This window comes from Cellulophaga sp. L1A9, from assembly GCF_009797025.1.
Classification (GTDB): Bacteria; Bacteroidota; Bacteroidia; order Flavobacteriales; family Flavobacteriaceae; genus Cellulophaga.
Map to the genome: position 1 here is coordinate 1,966,484 of NZ_CP047027.1, position 17,910 is coordinate 1,984,393.

General features: G+C 34.0%; 20 protein-coding genes. All 20 read right to left on the reverse strand.

The genetic code is table 11. The features are described from left to right. Window positions 1–32: 32 nt before the first annotated feature. The 20 genes from GQR94_RS08455 to GQR94_RS08545 all read right to left on the reverse strand — a co-directional run bounded on the left by GQR94_RS08455 (window position 33) and on the right by GQR94_RS08545 (window position 17,714). Window positions 33–1,265, reverse strand: coding sequence for a murein hydrolase activator EnvC (locus tag GQR94_RS08455; protein ID WP_158975082.1), 1,233 nt, complete (start codon window positions 1,263–1,265; stop codon window positions 33–35). A gap of 1 nt (window position 1,266) precedes the next feature. Then, window positions 1,267–2,031, reverse strand: a complete 765-nt coding sequence (locus GQR94_RS08460) for a DUF4292 domain-containing protein (RefSeq protein WP_370458285.1) — start codon at window positions 2,029–2,031, stop codon at window positions 1,267–1,269. Window positions 2,032–2,043: 12 nt separating this feature from the next. Further along, window positions 2,044–2,991 (reverse strand): lipopolysaccharide assembly protein LapB, encoded by a 948-nt coding sequence (locus GQR94_RS08465; RefSeq protein WP_158975083.1) that lies wholly within the window; start codon window positions 2,989–2,991, stop codon window positions 2,044–2,046. Window positions 2,992–3,056: 65 nt separating this feature from the next. Next, window positions 3,057–4,073, reverse strand: a complete 1,017-nt coding sequence (locus GQR94_RS08470) for a sugar phosphate nucleotidyltransferase (RefSeq protein ID WP_158975084.1) — start codon at window positions 4,071–4,073, stop codon at window positions 3,057–3,059. Window positions 4,074–4,184: 111 nt separating this feature from the next. Then, window positions 4,185–4,619 carry a dUTP diphosphatase gene (gene dut / locus GQR94_RS08475; RefSeq protein WP_158975085.1) on the reverse strand — a complete coding sequence of 145 codons (435 nt, stop codon included), beginning with the start codon at window positions 4,617–4,619 and terminating at the stop codon, window positions 4,185–4,187. Window positions 4,620–4,653: 34 nt separating this feature from the next. Further along, window positions 4,654–6,120 carry a lipopolysaccharide biosynthesis protein gene (locus GQR94_RS08480; RefSeq protein WP_158975086.1) on the reverse strand — a complete coding sequence of 489 codons (1,467 nt, stop codon included), beginning with the start codon at window positions 6,118–6,120 and terminating at the stop codon, window positions 4,654–4,656. 51 nt (window positions 6,121–6,171) lie between these two features. Beyond that, window positions 6,172–6,690: a hypothetical protein gene (locus GQR94_RS08485; RefSeq protein ID WP_158975087.1), complete on the reverse strand. Its 519-nt coding sequence runs from the start codon at window positions 6,688–6,690 to the stop codon at window positions 6,172–6,174. Between the two features lie 97 nt (window positions 6,691–6,787). Beyond that, window positions 6,788–7,342 carry a hypothetical protein gene (locus tag GQR94_RS08490; protein ID WP_158975088.1) on the reverse strand — a complete coding sequence of 185 codons (555 nt, stop codon included), beginning with the start codon at window positions 7,340–7,342 and terminating at the stop codon, window positions 6,788–6,790. Continuing rightward, on the reverse strand, window positions 7,339–7,830 hold the full coding sequence (locus GQR94_RS08495) for an RNA polymerase sigma factor (protein ID WP_158975089.1): 492 nt from the start codon (window positions 7,828–7,830) through the stop codon (window positions 7,339–7,341). Before GQR94_RS08495 ends, GQR94_RS08490 begins: the two co-directional genes overlap by 4 nt. Before the next feature lie 6 nt (window positions 7,831–7,836). Beyond that, window positions 7,837–8,673: an alpha/beta fold hydrolase gene (locus GQR94_RS08500; protein ID WP_233268661.1), complete on the reverse strand. Its 837-nt coding sequence runs from the start codon at window positions 8,671–8,673 to the stop codon at window positions 7,837–7,839. 226 nt (window positions 8,674–8,899) lie between these two features. Further along, a complete protein-coding gene (atpG, locus tag GQR94_RS08505; protein ID WP_158975090.1) occupies window positions 8,900–9,760 on the reverse strand; it encodes an ATP synthase F1 subunit gamma in 861 nt (286 codons plus the stop codon). A gap of 91 nt (window positions 9,761–9,851) precedes the next feature. Further along, window positions 9,852–11,432 (reverse strand): F0F1 ATP synthase subunit alpha, encoded by a 1,581-nt coding sequence (gene atpA, locus GQR94_RS08510; RefSeq protein WP_158975091.1) that lies wholly within the window; start codon window positions 11,430–11,432, stop codon window positions 9,852–9,854. 56 nt (window positions 11,433–11,488) lie between these two features. Then, window positions 11,489–12,028, reverse strand: coding sequence for an ATP synthase F1 subunit delta (gene atpH / locus GQR94_RS08515; protein WP_158975092.1), 540 nt, complete (start codon window positions 12,026–12,028; stop codon window positions 11,489–11,491). A gap of 4 nt (window positions 12,029–12,032) precedes the next feature. Beyond that, window positions 12,033–12,530 (reverse strand): F0F1 ATP synthase subunit B, encoded by a 498-nt coding sequence (locus GQR94_RS08520; protein ID WP_013550334.1) that lies wholly within the window; start codon window positions 12,528–12,530, stop codon window positions 12,033–12,035. A 96-nt stretch (window positions 12,531–12,626) separates the two neighbouring features. Beyond that, complete coding sequence (atpE, locus tag GQR94_RS08525) at window positions 12,627–12,815, reverse strand: ATP synthase F0 subunit C (protein WP_158975093.1); 189 nt, start codon at window positions 12,813–12,815, stop codon at window positions 12,627–12,629. Between the two features lie 40 nt (window positions 12,816–12,855). Then, on the reverse strand, window positions 12,856–14,052 hold the full coding sequence (atpB, locus tag GQR94_RS08530) for a F0F1 ATP synthase subunit A (protein ID WP_158975094.1): 1,197 nt from the start codon (window positions 14,050–14,052) through the stop codon (window positions 12,856–12,858). A gap of 93 nt (window positions 14,053–14,145) precedes the next feature. Beyond that, window positions 14,146–14,523: a DUF6168 family protein gene (locus GQR94_RS22940; protein WP_370458286.1), complete on the reverse strand. Its 378-nt coding sequence runs from the start codon at window positions 14,521–14,523 to the stop codon at window positions 14,146–14,148. 4 nt (window positions 14,524–14,527) lie between these two features. Then, entirely contained in the window at window positions 14,528–14,755 is a 228-nt protein-coding gene (locus tag GQR94_RS08535) for an AtpZ/AtpI family protein (RefSeq protein ID WP_158975095.1), read from the reverse strand. Continuing rightward, a complete protein-coding gene (locus GQR94_RS08540; protein WP_158975096.1) occupies window positions 14,733–15,158 on the reverse strand; it encodes a polymer-forming cytoskeletal protein in 426 nt (141 codons plus the stop codon). The genes GQR94_RS08535 and GQR94_RS08540 overlap by 23 nt, the downstream gene beginning before the upstream one ends. Window positions 15,159–15,161: 3 nt before the next feature. Next, window positions 15,162–17,714 (reverse strand): lipopolysaccharide assembly protein LapB, encoded by a 2,553-nt coding sequence (locus tag GQR94_RS08545; protein WP_158975097.1) that lies wholly within the window; start codon window positions 17,712–17,714, stop codon window positions 15,162–15,164. Window positions 17,715–17,910 lie beyond the last annotated feature (196 nt).

Here is a 17,910-nt window from a genome sequence, read left to right on the forward strand (position 1 = left end):
CTCAATTGTTGAGGTTTTTTTATGCTCCAGAATTAAAGCTTATAGATCCATTCTTCAGGATTAAGTCGCGAAGTATCTTGGTATAAATAGAATTTTAATAAGGTTTGTTTATTTCCGGTATTGGTAAATACTTCCCCTAATTCAGCTTTCGCTTTTATGGTATCTCCCTTTTTTACATACACAGAGGATAGGTTGTAATAGGTACTAATATAGTTACCATGTTTAATTTGTACTCCTTTATTTCCTCCTGGAACACTAATTACAGCAATTACTTCGCCTTCAAAAATAGCTCTAGCCTTAGCGCCTTGATCGGTTGCAATAATTACTCCGTTGTTTTGATGTTTAATTCCTGGGTAAACGGCATCATTGTACACACCAAATCCAATACTTTTAATTCCTTTTTCAACAGGCCAAATAAGTTTTCCTTTATTAGATGAAAAATTATTGGCAACAATTTTGGCTTCTGGGGTTAATACAAATTTATCAGACTTAGTGGTTACACCAGCCTTTTTATTAGAGCTCACAATAGCGCTTTTTATTAGACCCTCTATTTGTCGGTCTATTTTGCGGGCTTCTTTTTCTTTTTGCTTAATCGTAGCAGTATACTTACTCTCGTTTTTACGTATCGTACTCAAAAGATCATTTTGAGTTTTCTTTTCTTTTTCTAATTCCTTTTTTGCTATTGTGTTTTCCGCAATTAAATGATCTTTGGTTTTACGCTGTTCTATGAGCGTTAAATTTAAGGTGTTTAGCTCTTCTGTTTTGGAAACAATTTGTTCGCCTTGTTCTTTTCTATACTTGGTATACTGCTTCATGTACTGAAGCCTTTTAAAGCCCTGAAAGAAGCTTTCTGACGAAAGCAAGAACATTAGTCTACTCTGCTTAGATTTGTTCTGATAGGACTTCTGAATCATTACAGCGTAGTCTTCCTTGAGCGTTGTTAGTTCATTCTTTAGCTTAGAAATGTTTCTAATGTTTGCATTTAATTGCCGGTTTAGTAGATTAGATTGTTCATTAGTAACCCGTATCAATTGTTGACGAACAGATATTTTCTTATCCAACGCATTCATTTGATCCAAAACATTGCCTTTCTCCTTTTTTTCTGCATAGAGAAGGCGGTTTATTTCACGTATTTCTTTTTGAAGTCTCTCTCGTTTGGCTTCCAGGTTTTTCTGCTCGGTGGTTTGTGAAAAACCCGTTTGCAGTCCAAAAAAGAGGAGCGCTAAAAAAACAAAAAGAAGGCGATATGTTTTGATTACAGGCATATTAATCTAAAATAATCTCTTTAAAGCCATTCGGGATATCATAAGGAAATTTTATTTTTCTATCAAATTCAATATTTTTATATTCAATTTCAATTAAACTTTGATTCCCATCCATAGCCGCGGAAATAGCAATTTCATTTGGTATTATTTTTTTATCAATCTCTTGATAATTGGTATAATTAATCTGTAACAAGCGCCCTTCCTTTGGTTGAGAAATCTGCTCCTTACTAATTCTAAAATATTTTGGTTCTATTTGAAATAGAATTTTAAATAATTCTATAGCTTTTTTTGGTTGTAGCTGATAATTTTCATCTGCAATAGTGGTTTCGTATTTATCATCTCGCAAATTTAAAATCGCCTGACCTAATAATAAACTTTGTACTTTTTCGAAATCTAAATCGGTACCCAGTAGCTTACTTAAATACGAGAAGTCTCCATCAAAATAGGTATTGTCTAAGCGATTATAGAACGATACTCTTTCTGGGGTTATATATGCTTTTACTAGTCCAAGAGTCGCGCTAATCCAAATGGCTTTGTCTTTTTCCATACGAAGACTAACACTAAAGCCTTGTGAAGCGTTTTGGTCTTCATAATCAATTTTCATTTTGCCGGAAATTGTTTTAAAATCTAGCGCATTAGCATAATGTGCTTTGATGATGGATTTAGCGTTTAAATTTTCATTAACGGCACCACCTGTTACCACTTTTGTAGATTTACAAGAGACCACAGCAACAATTAGAAAACTATATATTATTTTTTTTATCACGCGTATTATATTTTAAAATCCAGGTTTTATTTTTCTCAGGTACATGTTTGCCTTAGCTGCATTATGAATTCCATTGTAGGCAACAGAAAGCTCTTTGTTTATTTTGTTAGCTAAGCTGATGTCATCTAACATATAATCTAGGGATTCTTCCAATATAGCAATAGCTTCTCTATATTTTTTTTTATGGTTTAAAGCTAGGCCTCTAGTGTAATAGAAGTACGGTTGGGCAGGATAATTCTGTAAAGCTTCTTTAGAGATGGTATCTAGAATGATATAGTTTTTATTTCGTATTAAATTAGAAATATAATTTTTATAATGTTCAATAGACCCACTTTCTGTGTTTCTAGTACCACTAGAAACGGTAGTGCTATAGCTGTATGTTTCGCTATTTTCTTCTTGCTCCTTTATACCTGCTCTAATCTTAGCGTACAAGTTTTCTGTGAATTTAGATGTTTCTAATGAATTTAAAATAGTAAGGGCACCTTTGTAATTTTGTATTTGGTAATACACGAGTGCTAAATTCTTTTTAAGGGAGAGGTTTTCAAACGGTATTTGAGATTCTACAGAGTTGATACCATCATGCCTTAATTGTAAAATGCGCACTAAGCTCTGTAAAAACCAATAATTTTCCGGATCACTATTTACTGCATTTATGGCATGTTCTTGAGCAAGGTCTAATTGTTTTGTTTCAAGAAATACTTGCGCAAGTTCATGATCTATTGCCTTTGCTTCGGGATCAATATTTTTACAGTCTAAAAATAGATTGATGGCTTTGTCGTAATTTTCAATGCCTTTTTGTTTCAAGCCTTCAAAGAATTTTTCTTGAAAATCATCGGAGTATTCTTCTAGATATAGATCAGCACTTTCTTTATCACTATCTATTGGTTTTTGTGCAATACTTGGGCTAGAGATCATAAAAATCCCCATAACACTATAAGCAAGCAAAAACTTTCTTTTCATATGTTTTAGTACAAGTTAGCCTTCCGTGTTCAAGAGAAGGCTAATGTTGTTTATTTTTAATGTGACTATTCTAAAACAGAATAATCACCAATACTTATCGACTCAAAATCTCCGTTGAATACAACATGATTTCCTATCATAGCATTATCTAAGTTAGCGTTTGAAATCTTAGTATTCGTTTGTATTAAGCTATTCTTAACAGTTGAGTTTTCTATTGTTGTATTAGCTCCAATGGAAACAAAGGGGCCAACAGTAGAATCTTTTAAGACTACATTTTCTCCAATAAAGCAAGGTTCAATGATGTTTGCGTTTTCTAGTTTGGCTGATTTAGCTATTAATGGTTCGCCATCTTTTTCTAAAAAACCTAACATGCGTTGGTTGGTTTCTATCGTAACCGCTTTGTTGCCACAGTCCATCCACTCTGTTACGGCACCTGTTTTGAATACTTTGCCATTGGCCATCATGCGTTTAATACCATCATTAATCTGATATTCTCCTCCATGGATGATGTTGTTATCTAATACATATTGTAATTCTTTTTTAAGAACTGCAACATCTTTAAAATAATAGATGCCAATTACGGCCTGATCGCTTACAAAGGTCTCAGGTTTTTCAACTAATTCTATAATTTCATTTTTATCGTTTAGGTTTACGACACCATACGCAGATGGGTTTTCAACCCTTTTTGTCCAAATAACACTATCTGCATCTTTGTCTAAATCAAAGTCGGCACGGATTAATGTATCTGCATATGCGATAACAGCTGGTCCGCTAAGGGATGGTTCCGCACACATAATGGCATGTCCGGTACCTTTAGGGTCTAATTGACGGTAAATACTTGGTTTTGCACCTAATTCTACGGCCAATGCTTTTAAACTCTCTACCACATCATCTCCGAAAAATGCTGGATCGCCTAAAATAAAAGCAATTTCTTCTATAGGTTGATTTAATACACCAACGATGTCAGAAACTAATCGGTGTACAATAGGTTTTCCGGCAACCGGAATTAATGGCTTTGGAACTGTTAAACTATGTGGTCTTAATCGTGATCCACGACCAGCCATGGGAACAATAATTTTCATGTTTTTAATATATCAACTAAGTTAATGATTGTGTTTTATACTTGGTAGCAATTATAATACCATAAAATTCAACGTCTTATTTACAATTTTGTTACACGAACAGCGTCTTATTTATTTTACACCCGTACTACCAAAACCACCTTCACCTCTTTTTGTTTCAGATAATTCTTCTACGAGTTTCCATACTGCACGCTCGTGTTTCGCGATTACTAATTGCGCAATTCTTTCCCCATTTTCAATGGTAAAAGGTTCCTTAGAAAGGTTTACTAAAATCACTCCAATTTCTCCTCTATAGTCGGCATCAATTGTTCCAGGTGCGTTTAATACTGTAACTCCTTTTTTCGCTGCCAAACCACTTCTGGGTCTCACTTGAGCTTCAAAACCAACGGGTAGTTCTATGAATAGTCCTGTTTTTACGATGGTACGCTCAAGGGGTGCCAAGGTAATTGCTTTTTGTACATGAGCACGAAGATCCATACCTGCAGATGCCCCAGTTTCATAATGTGGTAATTCGTGGTTGGAGGTATTAATTATTTTTATTTCCATGTAACGATATCTTGTAGTGAACTATAAGTTGTTATTATTTTTTATTAGAGATTATTTGTCTGATTTTTTCATTTTCAAGTTTATAAACTAATCCTAGAAAAATAATGAATAGGATAATCCCAATTACTAAATTTCGGTCAAAGATATAAAATGATATGATAGACAAGAGAATAGATAAGCCAAGATAAAATCCAATTTTTCGCATATTATATGGAATTGGATAATGTTTTTTTCCAATCCAATAGGATAAGACCATCATTGTTCCATATGCCATTACTGTGGCAATGGCAGATGCCATATATCCCCAAAAAGGTATGGCTATAAAATTTATTGCTAATGTTATTATTGCTCCTATTACAGAAATGAATGCCCCATAGCGTGTTTTGTCTGTCACTTTATACCATACAGATAAGTTGTGATAGATGCCTAAGAAAAAACTGGCAAGAATAAGTAAAGGAACTACGGGCATTGCTTCCCAATAAGATTCATTTCGTATGATTAGTTCTTTTAAAACATCTGAAAATACAATGACACCAAGAAGTATGATGCTTCCCAAGATCACAAAATAATTTGTGATTTGGGCATAGGCTTTTTGTGGATTTTCGGAATTAGAGTGGCTAAAAAAGAAAGGTTCTATTCCTAATCTAAAACCTGTAGCAAAAAGGGTCATAAATACCGCTAGCTTGTAACAAGCAGAGTATTTTCCAACTTCAGATGCTGCAATATTTTCTGGCAATAAACGCTCTAATAAAATACGATCAAAAACTTCATTAATGGTAAATGCGATACCCGCTATTAGAATAGGCCAGGCATATTTTATCATCTTCTTCCATAGTTCTTTATCAAAAGCATAATTGTTTTTCCAATAGAGCTGAAGCATTAATAGTAAAGTAATAGCACTTGCTATTAAGTTTGATATAAAAATGTAGGAGATTTGAAAATCTGGCTTATACATCCAAGCTAGGGAGCTTTCAGGGTTTTTTGCAATAAGCTCAGGAAGGTAGATTAAGAAAAGGACATTCAACCCTAAATATACGGCTACATTTCCAATTTTAATTAAAGCATAATGTAACGATTTTTCTGTTGCACGTAACCAAGAAAATGGAATGATGACCAAGGCATCTAATGCTAAAATATAAATAGCATAATTAATGTATTTTACATCAATTTCGCTCCATAGTGCTAAGTAATTTCTTAGAAATAAAGCAAGAATGAAAAATAGAGTGGTTGAAACGAGTATGGAAATTAGAGAGGTGGAAATAACCTTATCTTTATCTTCTGCTTTGTAGAAAAATCTAAAAAAAGACGTTTCCATTCCATAAGCTAGGAAGACATTGAATATGGCGATATAAGAAAAAATAACAGATATTTCGCCATATAGTGCCGGGTCTGGCATAACAGCGGTATACAAAGGAACCAAAATAAACGAAAGCATTCTGGGTAGCACAGTAGCTAGGCCATATACAAAGGTCTGTTTAAATAGTTTTTTAAATGGGTTCAACCTGTGAAAAATTAGGCGTTAAAAGTAGGTATTAAAACGCTCTCTTCAAAGTTAGTTCCTTGGTTTACTTGAATATATTAAAGCTTGCTTTTCTTTAATTCCGGTAATTTTGGTGTATTTAACTTTTTTTCCATCCTCTTCGATATAGGAAAGCACCGCTTCATCGTCATTTAATTCATAAGGATATTCAGTTACAGGCTCTTTTTTTAGGTGAGGGGGTTGGTTGCCCACTTCTTTCCTTGGATCTGCATGCATGATAATATCTGGTCTTGGAATTTTTTTGGTTTCAATTTTTGCGCTCACAAACTGTTTGCCGGCTATAATCTCTTTTTTCACGGTCGTTACATGTCCCCTAAAATAAAGGTGTTGAAAAGATACATTTTCATCCATAATTTGCGTGATAGGAAAGATAACCGTTATTCCAGTAGCACTTTCTTCTTTGCCGCCAATCCATTTTTGACACGTAGGCTCTTCAATAACAAAAGGAGGTTCTTGTTGTAATTTCTTCTGTGAAGCACAGCTACCAAGTCCAATTAGAGCAATGAAAGAGATGTATATTAAGTTTTTCATTTTTAATGGTTTAAATTATGTTACTACACGAATATATTCAAAAGTGATGCCAATAGGACTAGCTACTTAAGTTTTTAGTATTAAATTCTTTTATCGACTACTGTTTCAATTCTTTTATGATGTTAAGTTCGTTTGCTATTTGTTGGTATATAAAAGTGCCTAATACAATCATAATGATGGGAAATGAAATAATAATATAAAGAAAAAATCCGTAAGATAAATTTTCTTTAAAAGATGGCAATAAGAGAACAAAGCCTAATATATATGCTAGGATCAAAACTGGAGTCCATATAAAATGTATTGTTTTACGCTCTTGATAATACAAGTTTACATTTTTCTTGTATAGACTTGCCTCTGCATCTAATTCTAACATATTTAGTTTTTTTGTGCTTAGCACCTCTAATAGTATTCTTATCACTAATGCCGTGATCATCACAGCCAGTCCAAATGCGGTCATACTATGGTTATATGCTGCTATATACATAAAGAAGGCTAAAAGAATACCTACTGTAATCGCTAATATTACATTAGTTATTTTTTGCTTTTTCTTAATGGAGCTCACCTTTTCTAGGATGGCTTTATACCCTTCCTTAGGGGGGGCTTTTATTTCTTGCTTTCCCCATTGTGTTTTTAGATCTTCAAATGCTGTCATTTTTGTACACATTTAGTTAATTCATTCTTTATTCTGTGAACCCGGATTCGGATAGCCTCGTGACTTATGCCCATGATACTTGCAATTTCCTTTTGTGGAATTCCCTCTAGTTCTAATAAGATGATGCTCTTATTGTCTTTACTAAGTAGATCGATACAATGGTATAGTGCTTTAAAGTTATTTTCGGTGTTATGTGTTTCGTTTTCTGGTGTTCTTACTTCATCCGTGCTCATTATTTTTGATAGCGGAATGCTTCTTTTTTTTCTCAAACTTACCAGGCAGGTATTCACCGTTATTCTGTAAATCCAAGTAGAAATTGAAGCATCATTTCGGAAGGACGGAAGATGTTCCCAAACTTTAATAAATACTTCTTGGGCAAAATCACTAGCGAGCATATGATCACCCGAGGCGTAACCCATACACATTCTGTATACCTTTGGATGGTTTTCGTGGTAAATAGCTTTAAAATGGGCTTCTAAATGCGTCATACGGGATTATAATGCCAATCTAATTTCCTTTAATAGCCATTGGGGCTGGTCAAACATAATAAAATGTGCAGACTTACCTGCGAATTTAAGGGTATAGTCCTTTAGGTTTTTATATTGTTCTTCATATGTTTTCTTAACGGTTTCTTCCCCGTAGGGTTGTGTTGCTGCTAAAATAGTTATTGGGGTTTTTACTGTGGCAATCGTGTCCCTTAGATCTAGTTTCAATAAATCCGTGTAGCTATTTACATAGGTAGTTCTATCTGCTTGCACCATCCAATCTATAATTTGTTGTCTTTTAGTGGCGTGCAATGTCATGCCTTGTGCCATTTGCATAGCCATCTTTTCAAATTCTTCGGATTCCATTTTTAAGAGTTGTGTGTTGTAGGGATTGTCATAGCTTATGTATTCACTTTTAAAATTAGGCATCATTAATGCTCCTGTAGAAGCTAATGCATCGATTAAGATTACTTTGGAAAATTGTGTTTTTTCAGAAGCCATCCAAAGTGCTAAAGTGCCACCAAGACTATGTCCTATTGCTATGGGGTCTTTTAGTTTCTTAGCTGTAATATATGTTGATACGCCATTCTTTATTTCTGAGAACCAAGGAGCTTCAATAGCGGGTACATTACCGAATCCCGCAAAGGTGAATACATGGCATTCGTAATTTTTAGACAAGTCCTGAACTACATCATCCCAAACGGCTCCTGTACAGGTAAATCCTGGGAATAATAAGAGAGGCTTTCCTTTCCCAGATACTTCTACTTTAAATGGGTATTCTTGTGCGTTTAAGGTTACGCTTACATGGAGTGCTAAAAGGGCAACTAGTAATTTTAAATTCATCATGAGATTTTTAGTTATTTACCCTTTAGATTCAATGGTTTAAAAATGTTACATCATTTCATAATATTTATTTTTTACGCATAAAAAAACCCCGCTAAAAGCGAGGTTTTCTAAAAGTGTTTGTAAGTTCTATTAGCCCGTGTAGTTATACTGTCTAACTATTTTAAGCTTCCGCATTAATTAAATTTGACTTCACTATCGTTCCGTCTAATTGTTTAAAGCTTGCGCATTAATTGCTTAATGCTTCAGCACCACCAACAATTTCTAATATTTCATTAGTAATTGCGGCTTGTCTTGCTTTGTTATATGTCAGTTTTAACTGATCTCTTAATTCTGTTGCGTTATCTGTTGCTTTATGCATTGCGGTCATACGCGCTCCGTGCTCACTAGCAAAAGAATCTCTAATCCCTTTGTATAATTGTGTTTTTAGTGATTTTGGAATTAATTGTTCTACAATTTCAAATTTCGATGGTTCATAAACATAATCTGCACTAGAAGCTTCTTCTCCAGAAATAGGGACAATTGGCAAAAATTGCTCAGTCATTATGATTTGAGTAGCGGCATTCTTGAACTTGTTGTAGACAATTTCGATTTTATCGTAAGTACCATTTGTGAATAGTGCCATTAATTCTTCGGCAATAAGAGCTACATTGTCAAAGTTTAATTCATCGTAAACCTTGCTATGGTTTTCGATAACGGTATATTTCTTTCTAAGAATATCGTTAGCTTTCTTTCCAATAGCCATGAAATCAACTTGTTTTCCAGCGTAAGTTTGGTTGGCTAAAACCATGCTTTGCTTGATCACGTTGGTGTTAAAAGCACCACACAAACCTCTATTTGAAGTTATGGATACCACTAAAACTTTATTCACCTCGCGGTTTTGAGCATAGACACTACCAGCATCGCCTTCAAGACTTGCACTTAAACTCTGTAAAAGTTCAGTAAGCTTATCTGAATAGGGGCGCATAGCAGTAATAGCATCTTGTGCTTTTTTCAATTTTGCAGCAGATACCATTTTCATGGCACTGGTAATCTGCATCGTTGAAGAAACTGATGCTATTCTATTACGTATTTCTTTTAAGTTTGCCATTTTTTCCTCTCCTTACCTCTCCGATGGAGAGGGATTGATTCGTTAAATAATGATTGCCCTTTTTCCTCTCTTTTTGAGAAGAAAGAGGGGATTATTTTATATATTTTGCTGATAAATCTTTACAAACAGAAGTTAATACATCAATAACTTCGTCCGTTAATTTACCTGCTTTTAAAGTATCTAAAGTGTCTCTATGTTTCGCATTTAAGAACTCAATATAGTCACGCTCAAATTCTTTAATTTTATTTACAGGAACATTTCTTAACAAGTTTTTAGAACCTGCATAGATAATTGCAACTTGATCTTCTACAGTAAAAGGATCGTTTTGTGCTTGTTTTAATATTTCAACATTACGACGTCCTTTTTCAATAACGTTTAATGTAGCAGCATCTAAATCTGAACCAAACTTAGCAAATGCTTCCAATTCACGGAATTGTGCTTGATCTAATTTTAAAGTACCGGCTACTTTTTTCATTGATTTAATCTGAGCGTTACCACCAACACGAGATACAGAAATACCTACGTTAATTGCTGGACGTACCCCTTGGTTGAATAAATCTTGCTCTAAGAATATCTGACCATCCGTAATTGAAATTACGTTTGTTGGGATATACGCAGAAACATCACCCGCTTGTGTTTCAATAATTGGTAATGCCGTTAATGAACCACCACCTTTTACAATTGGTTTTAACGCATCTGGTAAGTCGTTCATGTCTTTTGCAATAGCATCATTCGCGATGATTTTTGCAGAACGCTCTAACAAACGAGAGTGAAGGTAGAAAACATCACCTGGGTACGCTTCACGTCCTGGTGGTCTTCTTAATAAAAGAGAAATCTCTCTATAGGCAACTGCTTGTTTAGATAAATCATCATAGATAATTAAAGCTGGTCTACCTGTATCTCTAAAATACTCACCAATGGCAGCTCCTGCAAATGGTGCATATACTTGCATAGAAGCAGGATCAGATGCGTTAGCAGCTACAATAGTTGTATATGCTAGAGCTCCGTTGTCTTCTAGTGTTTGTGCAATGTTTGCTACTGTAGATGCTTTTTGCCCTATAGCAACATATATACAATATACTGGTTTCCCAGCATCGTAAAATTCTTTTTGATTTAAGATGGCATCAATACAAACGGTAGTCTTACCAGTTTGACGGTCACCAATAACCAATTCACGTTGCCCTCTACCTACAGGAATCATAGCATCAATTGCTTTAATACCGGTTTGTAATGGCTCTGTAACTGGCTGACGGTAAATTACACCAGGAGCTTTACGCTCTAAAGGTAATTTGTATAGTTCACCAGCAATGGCACCTTTACCATCAATTGGTTTCCCTAATGTATTTACAACACGACCAACAATACCTTCACCAACTTCGATAGAAGCAATAGTTTGAGTTCTTTTAACAACCGTACCTTCTTTGATATCTCTAGAAGGACTTAAAAGTACAACACCAACGTTGTCTTCTTCTAAGTTAAGAACGATACCTTGCAATCCGCCTTCAAATTCAACTAACTCACCATATTGTACGTTAGATAATCCGTAAACTCTTGCAATACCATCACCAATTTGTAAAACTGTACCTACTTCGTCTAAAGAGGCTGTCGCTTCAAATCCTGATAATTGCTGTTTTAATATTGCTGATACTTCAGCGGCTTTTACTCCTGCCATGTTATTTAAGATATAAGTTGTAGCGCAAAGTTACACCTGCAACTACGTTATTATAATTATAAACTGTTTGTAAATTCTCTTTTTAAATTTCCTAATTTACTTGCGATGCTTGCATCGTATTGTAAATCTCCAACTCTTAATACAAAACCTCCTAGAATTTTTTCATCGATAGTATTTTTTACTACGACCTTTTTTCCAGTTAATTCTACAACTTTATCAAGTATCTTTTTTTCTAAGTCAGCTGTTAAAGCAACAGCGGTGGTTACAAATGCAACACCTTGCCCTTTTAAATCTTCGTTAAGAATAAGATACTTTAAAGCAACTTCGTTTAATAATGCAATTCTTTTATTGGTTATTAAAACACCAATAAGACCTTTTGTAATTTCATTAGCCTCTTTGAAAATAGCCAATAAGATATTCTTTTTATCTGAACTTTTTACAACTGGGCTGCTCAATGCATCTGATAATTCCTTGCTTGCGCTTATGGTTTCAGCTATGGAACGCATGTCAACTTCCATAGCGTCTAAGGCTTTATTTTCAATAGCCTGGTCTAAGGTAGCTTTTGCGTAACGTACTGCTGCTCTAGATTCGCTCATGCTTCTAGTTTAATTTGATGTCACCTAACATATTCTCAACCAATTGTAATTGCTTGTCTTTGTTAGCTAGTTGTTCTTTAATAACCTTTTCTGCAATCTCTAAAGATAAAGAAGCTACTTGATTTTTAATATCTGCAACAGCTGCTTTTTTCTCACTCTGAATCGCTTCTTGAGCATGTGCTAGCATTTTATCACCTTCTGCTTTTGCCTGACCTTTAGCGTCAGCTAACATTTTATCTTTTATTTCACGCGCCTCTTTAATCATTGATTCTCTTTCAGCACGAGCTTCTTGTAATAAACGCTCACTATCAGCAGTGATATTCTGCATTTCTTTTTTTGCGTTTTCCGCTGCAGCAAGTGCATCAGCAATACCAGTTTCTCTTTCGTTCAAAGAATTTAAAATTGGTTTCCAAGCAAATTTCACCATTAATGCAATTAAGATTAATAAGATAAATGTTTGCATGAAAAATAAGCCTACCGGAAAATCATTAAAAATATCCATACGATGTTATTCTGTGTTTTTTATTAGTTTATTTTTTAAAGCACAATAGCAACCAACCGTTACTACTGTGCTTCAATTTGCTTTGATCGGGAATTATTAATTTCCTAAAAGTAAAGCACCGAATGCTAAACCTTCTAATAATGCTCCGATAATGATCATCGCAGTTTGGATTTTACCAGCTGCTTCAGGTTGACGAGCAATACCTTCCATTGCTTTACCACCAATCATACCTAAACCGATACCACCACCGATTACGATTAATCCTGCTCCAATTAAATTGTACATACTAAATTGATTTATATTAAAATTAAAAAATAAACTCTCGTTAAATAAAATCGCCTCTTACATCTTCTGCATCTTCAATTTTATGACCTTGAGCATCATGTTCATGCGCATGATCATGTTCTGCAACAGCCATACCAATAAATAATGACGATAACATGGTGAAAATATAGGCTTGTAAAAAGGCAACTAATAGTTCTATTACAGTTAAAAATAAGGTTAATAGTACAGATATTCCTGTAGCACCAACGGTACCAAATTGTGCTTTTAATAAGATCATCAATGCTGCAATACCCATGACTACTGAGTGGCCTGCTGTAATGTTTGCAAATAAACGTACAAATAAGGAGAATGGCTTTGTTAACATCCCTAATATCTCAACAGGGATTAGCGCTATTTTCATAAGTACAGGAACTCCAGGCATCCAAAAAATATGCTTCCAGTAATCTTTATTTCCGTTAAATTGAATGATTAAAAATGTAAATAAGGCCAAACACACCGTTACCGCAATTTGTCCTGTTACGTTAAAACCTAAAGGCGTTAACCCTAGTAAGTTCAAAATCCAAATAAAGAAAAATACGGTCAATAAGAAGCCCATAAACTTTCGGTAATGCTTCTCGCCAATGTTTGGTCTTGCTATTTCGTCACGTACATATAATACCAACGGCTCTAATACACGAGCAAATCCTGTTGGGATTGGGCTCTTCTTATAACCGCTAGCTAAAGCTCTAAACCCTAAAATCATTAACAATCCAGCAAATAACATTCCGAATACACTTTTAGTGATTGAGAAGTCTAATGGTTTATGTGCATTTTCTGGGTGATGGTGTTCATCGAAGCTAATTGCAGTTGCATTAGCGTCTAACTCGTATATTACACTATGTAATTTTGTGAATTTAGAACCACCACGATTTACGATAACTTGACCGTTATCATCATGATGAAATTCTGATGACATAAAAGTAACTAGTCCATTACTAGACCATAAGATTACAGGTAGTGGAAAGCCAATGTGTTTTGTTTCTCCAGCATCTGTTGTATACGAATACAAGTGAAAATCATGAGCATCCTTAAGGTGATGCGCAATATAGTTCTCAATACTTTCTTTAGTATTTATCTTACCTTCTGCAGCCTCCACATGTGCTTCCTTTTCTGGATCAGACATGGAAAACCCTTGTAATGAGAACGTAAGGATAATTAATAAAGCTGTTCTAGTAATATATTTTGATGCTATATTCATTATAAATATTTCGAAAATTGACTTCCTAAAATTTTGCGCAAAGGTAGTTATTAAAAATAAAAATCAAATAATTTTAATGTAATAATTATTCAACTAGATTTTCTTTAGAATTTTTGAGATAAATAGGACTTCAACAGTCAGAAATAGAATAAGAGGAATTAACATGGAAAACCTATCTATACGAGGTATTGATACCTCACTAAATACAGTGCTTTTAAATAGAATAGCAAAGAAGATTAACTTTAAGAAAAGTGTAGCTAAATAGATTAAGCTCAATTGTTCTTTTAAAATATCGGCATATGCGAGATAGCAAATTAATATGCAGATGCCTAAGGAAAATAGATAATGAAAGAGATACATTTTTCCTAAAGGGAATGGAATGGTATCGTCTAAAATGGCTAAGTGGACATATTTACCCAGAAGGAATAATAAGGTAAATACAAGAATGTATTGTAAAATGGATTTGAGCAAAACTTTATTTGTTAAGGTTATTGGCTTGACGTATCATGGAATACATGGATACAAAGATAGCAACAAGTGTGATAGAAATTTCTAAATAATTTGTTGCGTATTTTTCGTCTAGCCAAGAACCTAATAAGTTTCCTAAGTAAATGGTAAGGCCCATTTGGATTCCTATTCCTGAAAGTTTTGTTGCAGTTTGTAAACCCTTGTTTATTTTTTTACGAGGCTTTTGAGTTTCCATTAGAAGTGTTAGCGGGTTTGTTAGGAGAAGCTATTTTGCCACCTCCCATGGTACACGCCGCATTAAAGGTTGCACCTGGTTCAACAGCTAATTTAGCTACAGAGACAACACCTTCAATTACAGCAGATGATTTTAATGATAATAGGTCGGATACTAGAAGCTCACCATTGAAACTTCCTTCAATATCAGCATTTACGCACTCTACTTTACCATGGATGTAACCATCTTTACCAATAACAACTTTACCAGAAGTTTTAACATTCCCATCTAATTTTCCATCAATTCTGAAATCTGCTTCTGAAATGATATCTCCTTTAATACGTGTGTTTTTTTCAATTCTGTTGGGTTGTCCTCCTACTTCTGTCATTGCTTTAGGCTTTTGCTTTTTATTATCTGAAAACATGTTCTACGGTTTTGGGGTTGTTGTGTGTGCTTTGTAAGCAGTTAAATTTTTATGAACTTGAATAATTTTATAGTTCGAAGATAAAATTACAAAATTCTCATCCGCTATTCTATAGTCTTTATTGTTTTTTATTAATTCAGCAAATCCAAGCGCATATTCTTCAGATTTAAATCCATGTACAACAACAAACTTATTTTCCAAATCATACATATCAATAGAAACTGTATTTCTGTATTTCAAATCTTTAATGGCTTTTTCTAATTCTTCTTTTAGCTCGGTAACGGTTGCTGTTGCAGACATCGTAAAAGGAAATATTAATTTCCAGTTCTCTGCTTTTTTAGATGGATTAGGCTGTAAAAAATCTTTTGGTGCTAACTTTGGCAATTGATCCGCAATGATTTCTTTTGCCTTTTTTCCTTCCGGATTGTTTGGGTAATTTAAGGCAACATAATTTAAAGCCTCTTCAAAAGCGTCAAATCCTTGAATTCTACCTATAGCATTTGCCTTTAACATCTCTAACTTAGGAACAATAGGATCACCAGTAAATTTAGTAATATTCTCTTGTGTTCCGGTAATTACTTGTAAATATTCTTGATTTGTATATTTCTTATACAATTCTGCATATTTAGCATCAGGGCTATCTACGTCACCTTCTAAAACAGCATTTGGATTTAATAAAATCTCTGCATACCTAGAATCTGAATGATTGGCAATAATGTTTTCTTTCATCTGTGCTGTAAGTGGACTACCAGATTCCTCGTATATTTTGTATAAATTGTATTTAGAAGGCAGTATCAAACGTTCTTCAGGATTAGATTTTAATACTGTTTCTAATTTACCCGCAGCTAATAGATTTTCTTTAAACTTCTCTTTATAAATTAACCCTAATTGATAGTTTGCTAAATTTCTTTCCGTTTTTAAGCTATCAATGATGGTAACTTCAGTAGGGATTTGATCCATATAAAAATCAATGGAATATTTTTGGTCTTCTGTAAGGCCTGTAGGGTTATTGGCGGTATTATCTGCAATTAACTCATCTTCGGCAATATTCGTTCTTGCTTTATCTGTCCAACGCCAATTATCTTCTAATTTACGATCGCCCCAACGGGTTCTAAAATCAGTTTTACCGTAACCTAAGCTTGTGATGTTATAAAAATAGAATTTGCCTTTATTTTGCTTGCCGGCCTTAGTTTCTGCAAAAGCACTAATGCCTCTAGTTTGGCGTTCAACTTCTTTCTTAGCTGCTAAAGAATCTTTCTCTTTTAAGTTTTTTATATACGCTCCAAAATAAGCAAATTGCTTTTCTTTTGGCATGCTGTATATGGTAATAACACTATCTGCATATTGTACCACATCTTCATAAAGAATAACATCTTCTAAGTTATCTAGCTTTTTCTTTATAGCACGGAATTTTTTTGTGTTTTCTGGTAAGTTTACAAGGGTACTGTCATAATAAGCACCAGCAATTTTGTAATCGTTTCTGTCAAAATTATATTCTCCTAAATTTTCATAATTCAGTGCATTCAGCTGTGGTTTGTTTTGTGTAGCTCTTAAGGATTTATTAAAATAGACTAAAGCCAAACTATCGGATTCATTTTCTAAATGAAATTCTGCTACCTGACGGAATATTTTATCAAGATAAGGTCTGTTTTCACGATCTTCCTCTAAATCTGTTAAATACTCGTAGATCTCTAAGTTGTTTTCTGGAGTAAGTTTGGTGTTCCTAATTTTTTGCAGATGTGCATTAATCATATACTCCCGTGGAGATTTACGATTAAGGTGTATAATTTTATCAAAAGCGTAATTGGCACTGTCTTTATATCCTAATTGATTGTAAAGTTGTCCAATGATATAGTAGTAACGTCCTTTTTCAGGATTTTTTTTAGTGTATGCGGAAGCGATTTTTAAATTTAGAATGGCAGTATCAATTTTACTTAAGTTGATATATGCTTGCGCCATCATCGCTTTGGCATCTGCGTACTCTTGATCTTCGAGTACTTCAAACTTAAATAGTCTTTTTAAATTTTTTAAGGCCAATTCATCATTTTCTAAACGGATATTAACCTTTTCGCGCCAAATTGATGCTTCGTTTAGCTTGTCACTTTTTGGATATTTTCTTAAAATGTAATTGAACGCTTCAAGTGCAGGCAAAAAACGTTGCTCAAAATAACGGGTTTTTCCAAGTAGGAGAAAAGCTTCATCAGTTTGCGGATTGCGTTCTGTGTACTTAATTTCCATACTGTGTTTTTGTATGGCTTTTGTTGCTTTTTCTTCTGCAATTTCAAATTTAGGATTCTTATTTTCTGAATCTAAAATAATTTCTTCGCGAATAGTAATGCGTTCTATTGGTAAGACCTCCCAGTAATTATCTTGATAGGAGGCATTGAGTTCTTCTCTACCTTCTTCAAAAGCAATATTACCATTGTACAAAACATTGTACTTGGTATTTAATGCGTGCCAATTACGGTTTACAAAAGCATCTTTCTTCGTGGAACATGCATTAAACAGCAGGCCTCCAAAAACAAGAGCAGCAATAAGTTTAAACTGAAGCTTCAATATTCTAAGTTTATCTAACTACTAAACTTAAAAAGAAGCTTATTATTATGTAGTTCATCGATAAAAAGCCCTTTATTTTTTAATAGATAGAAATGAATCACCTCAAAAATATCGAATTATACAAACTAATCGGTTTGTATTTTAAAATTTACAGTGTAAAAAGGAGTAATTATTTGACCTTTAAACGATAATTTTA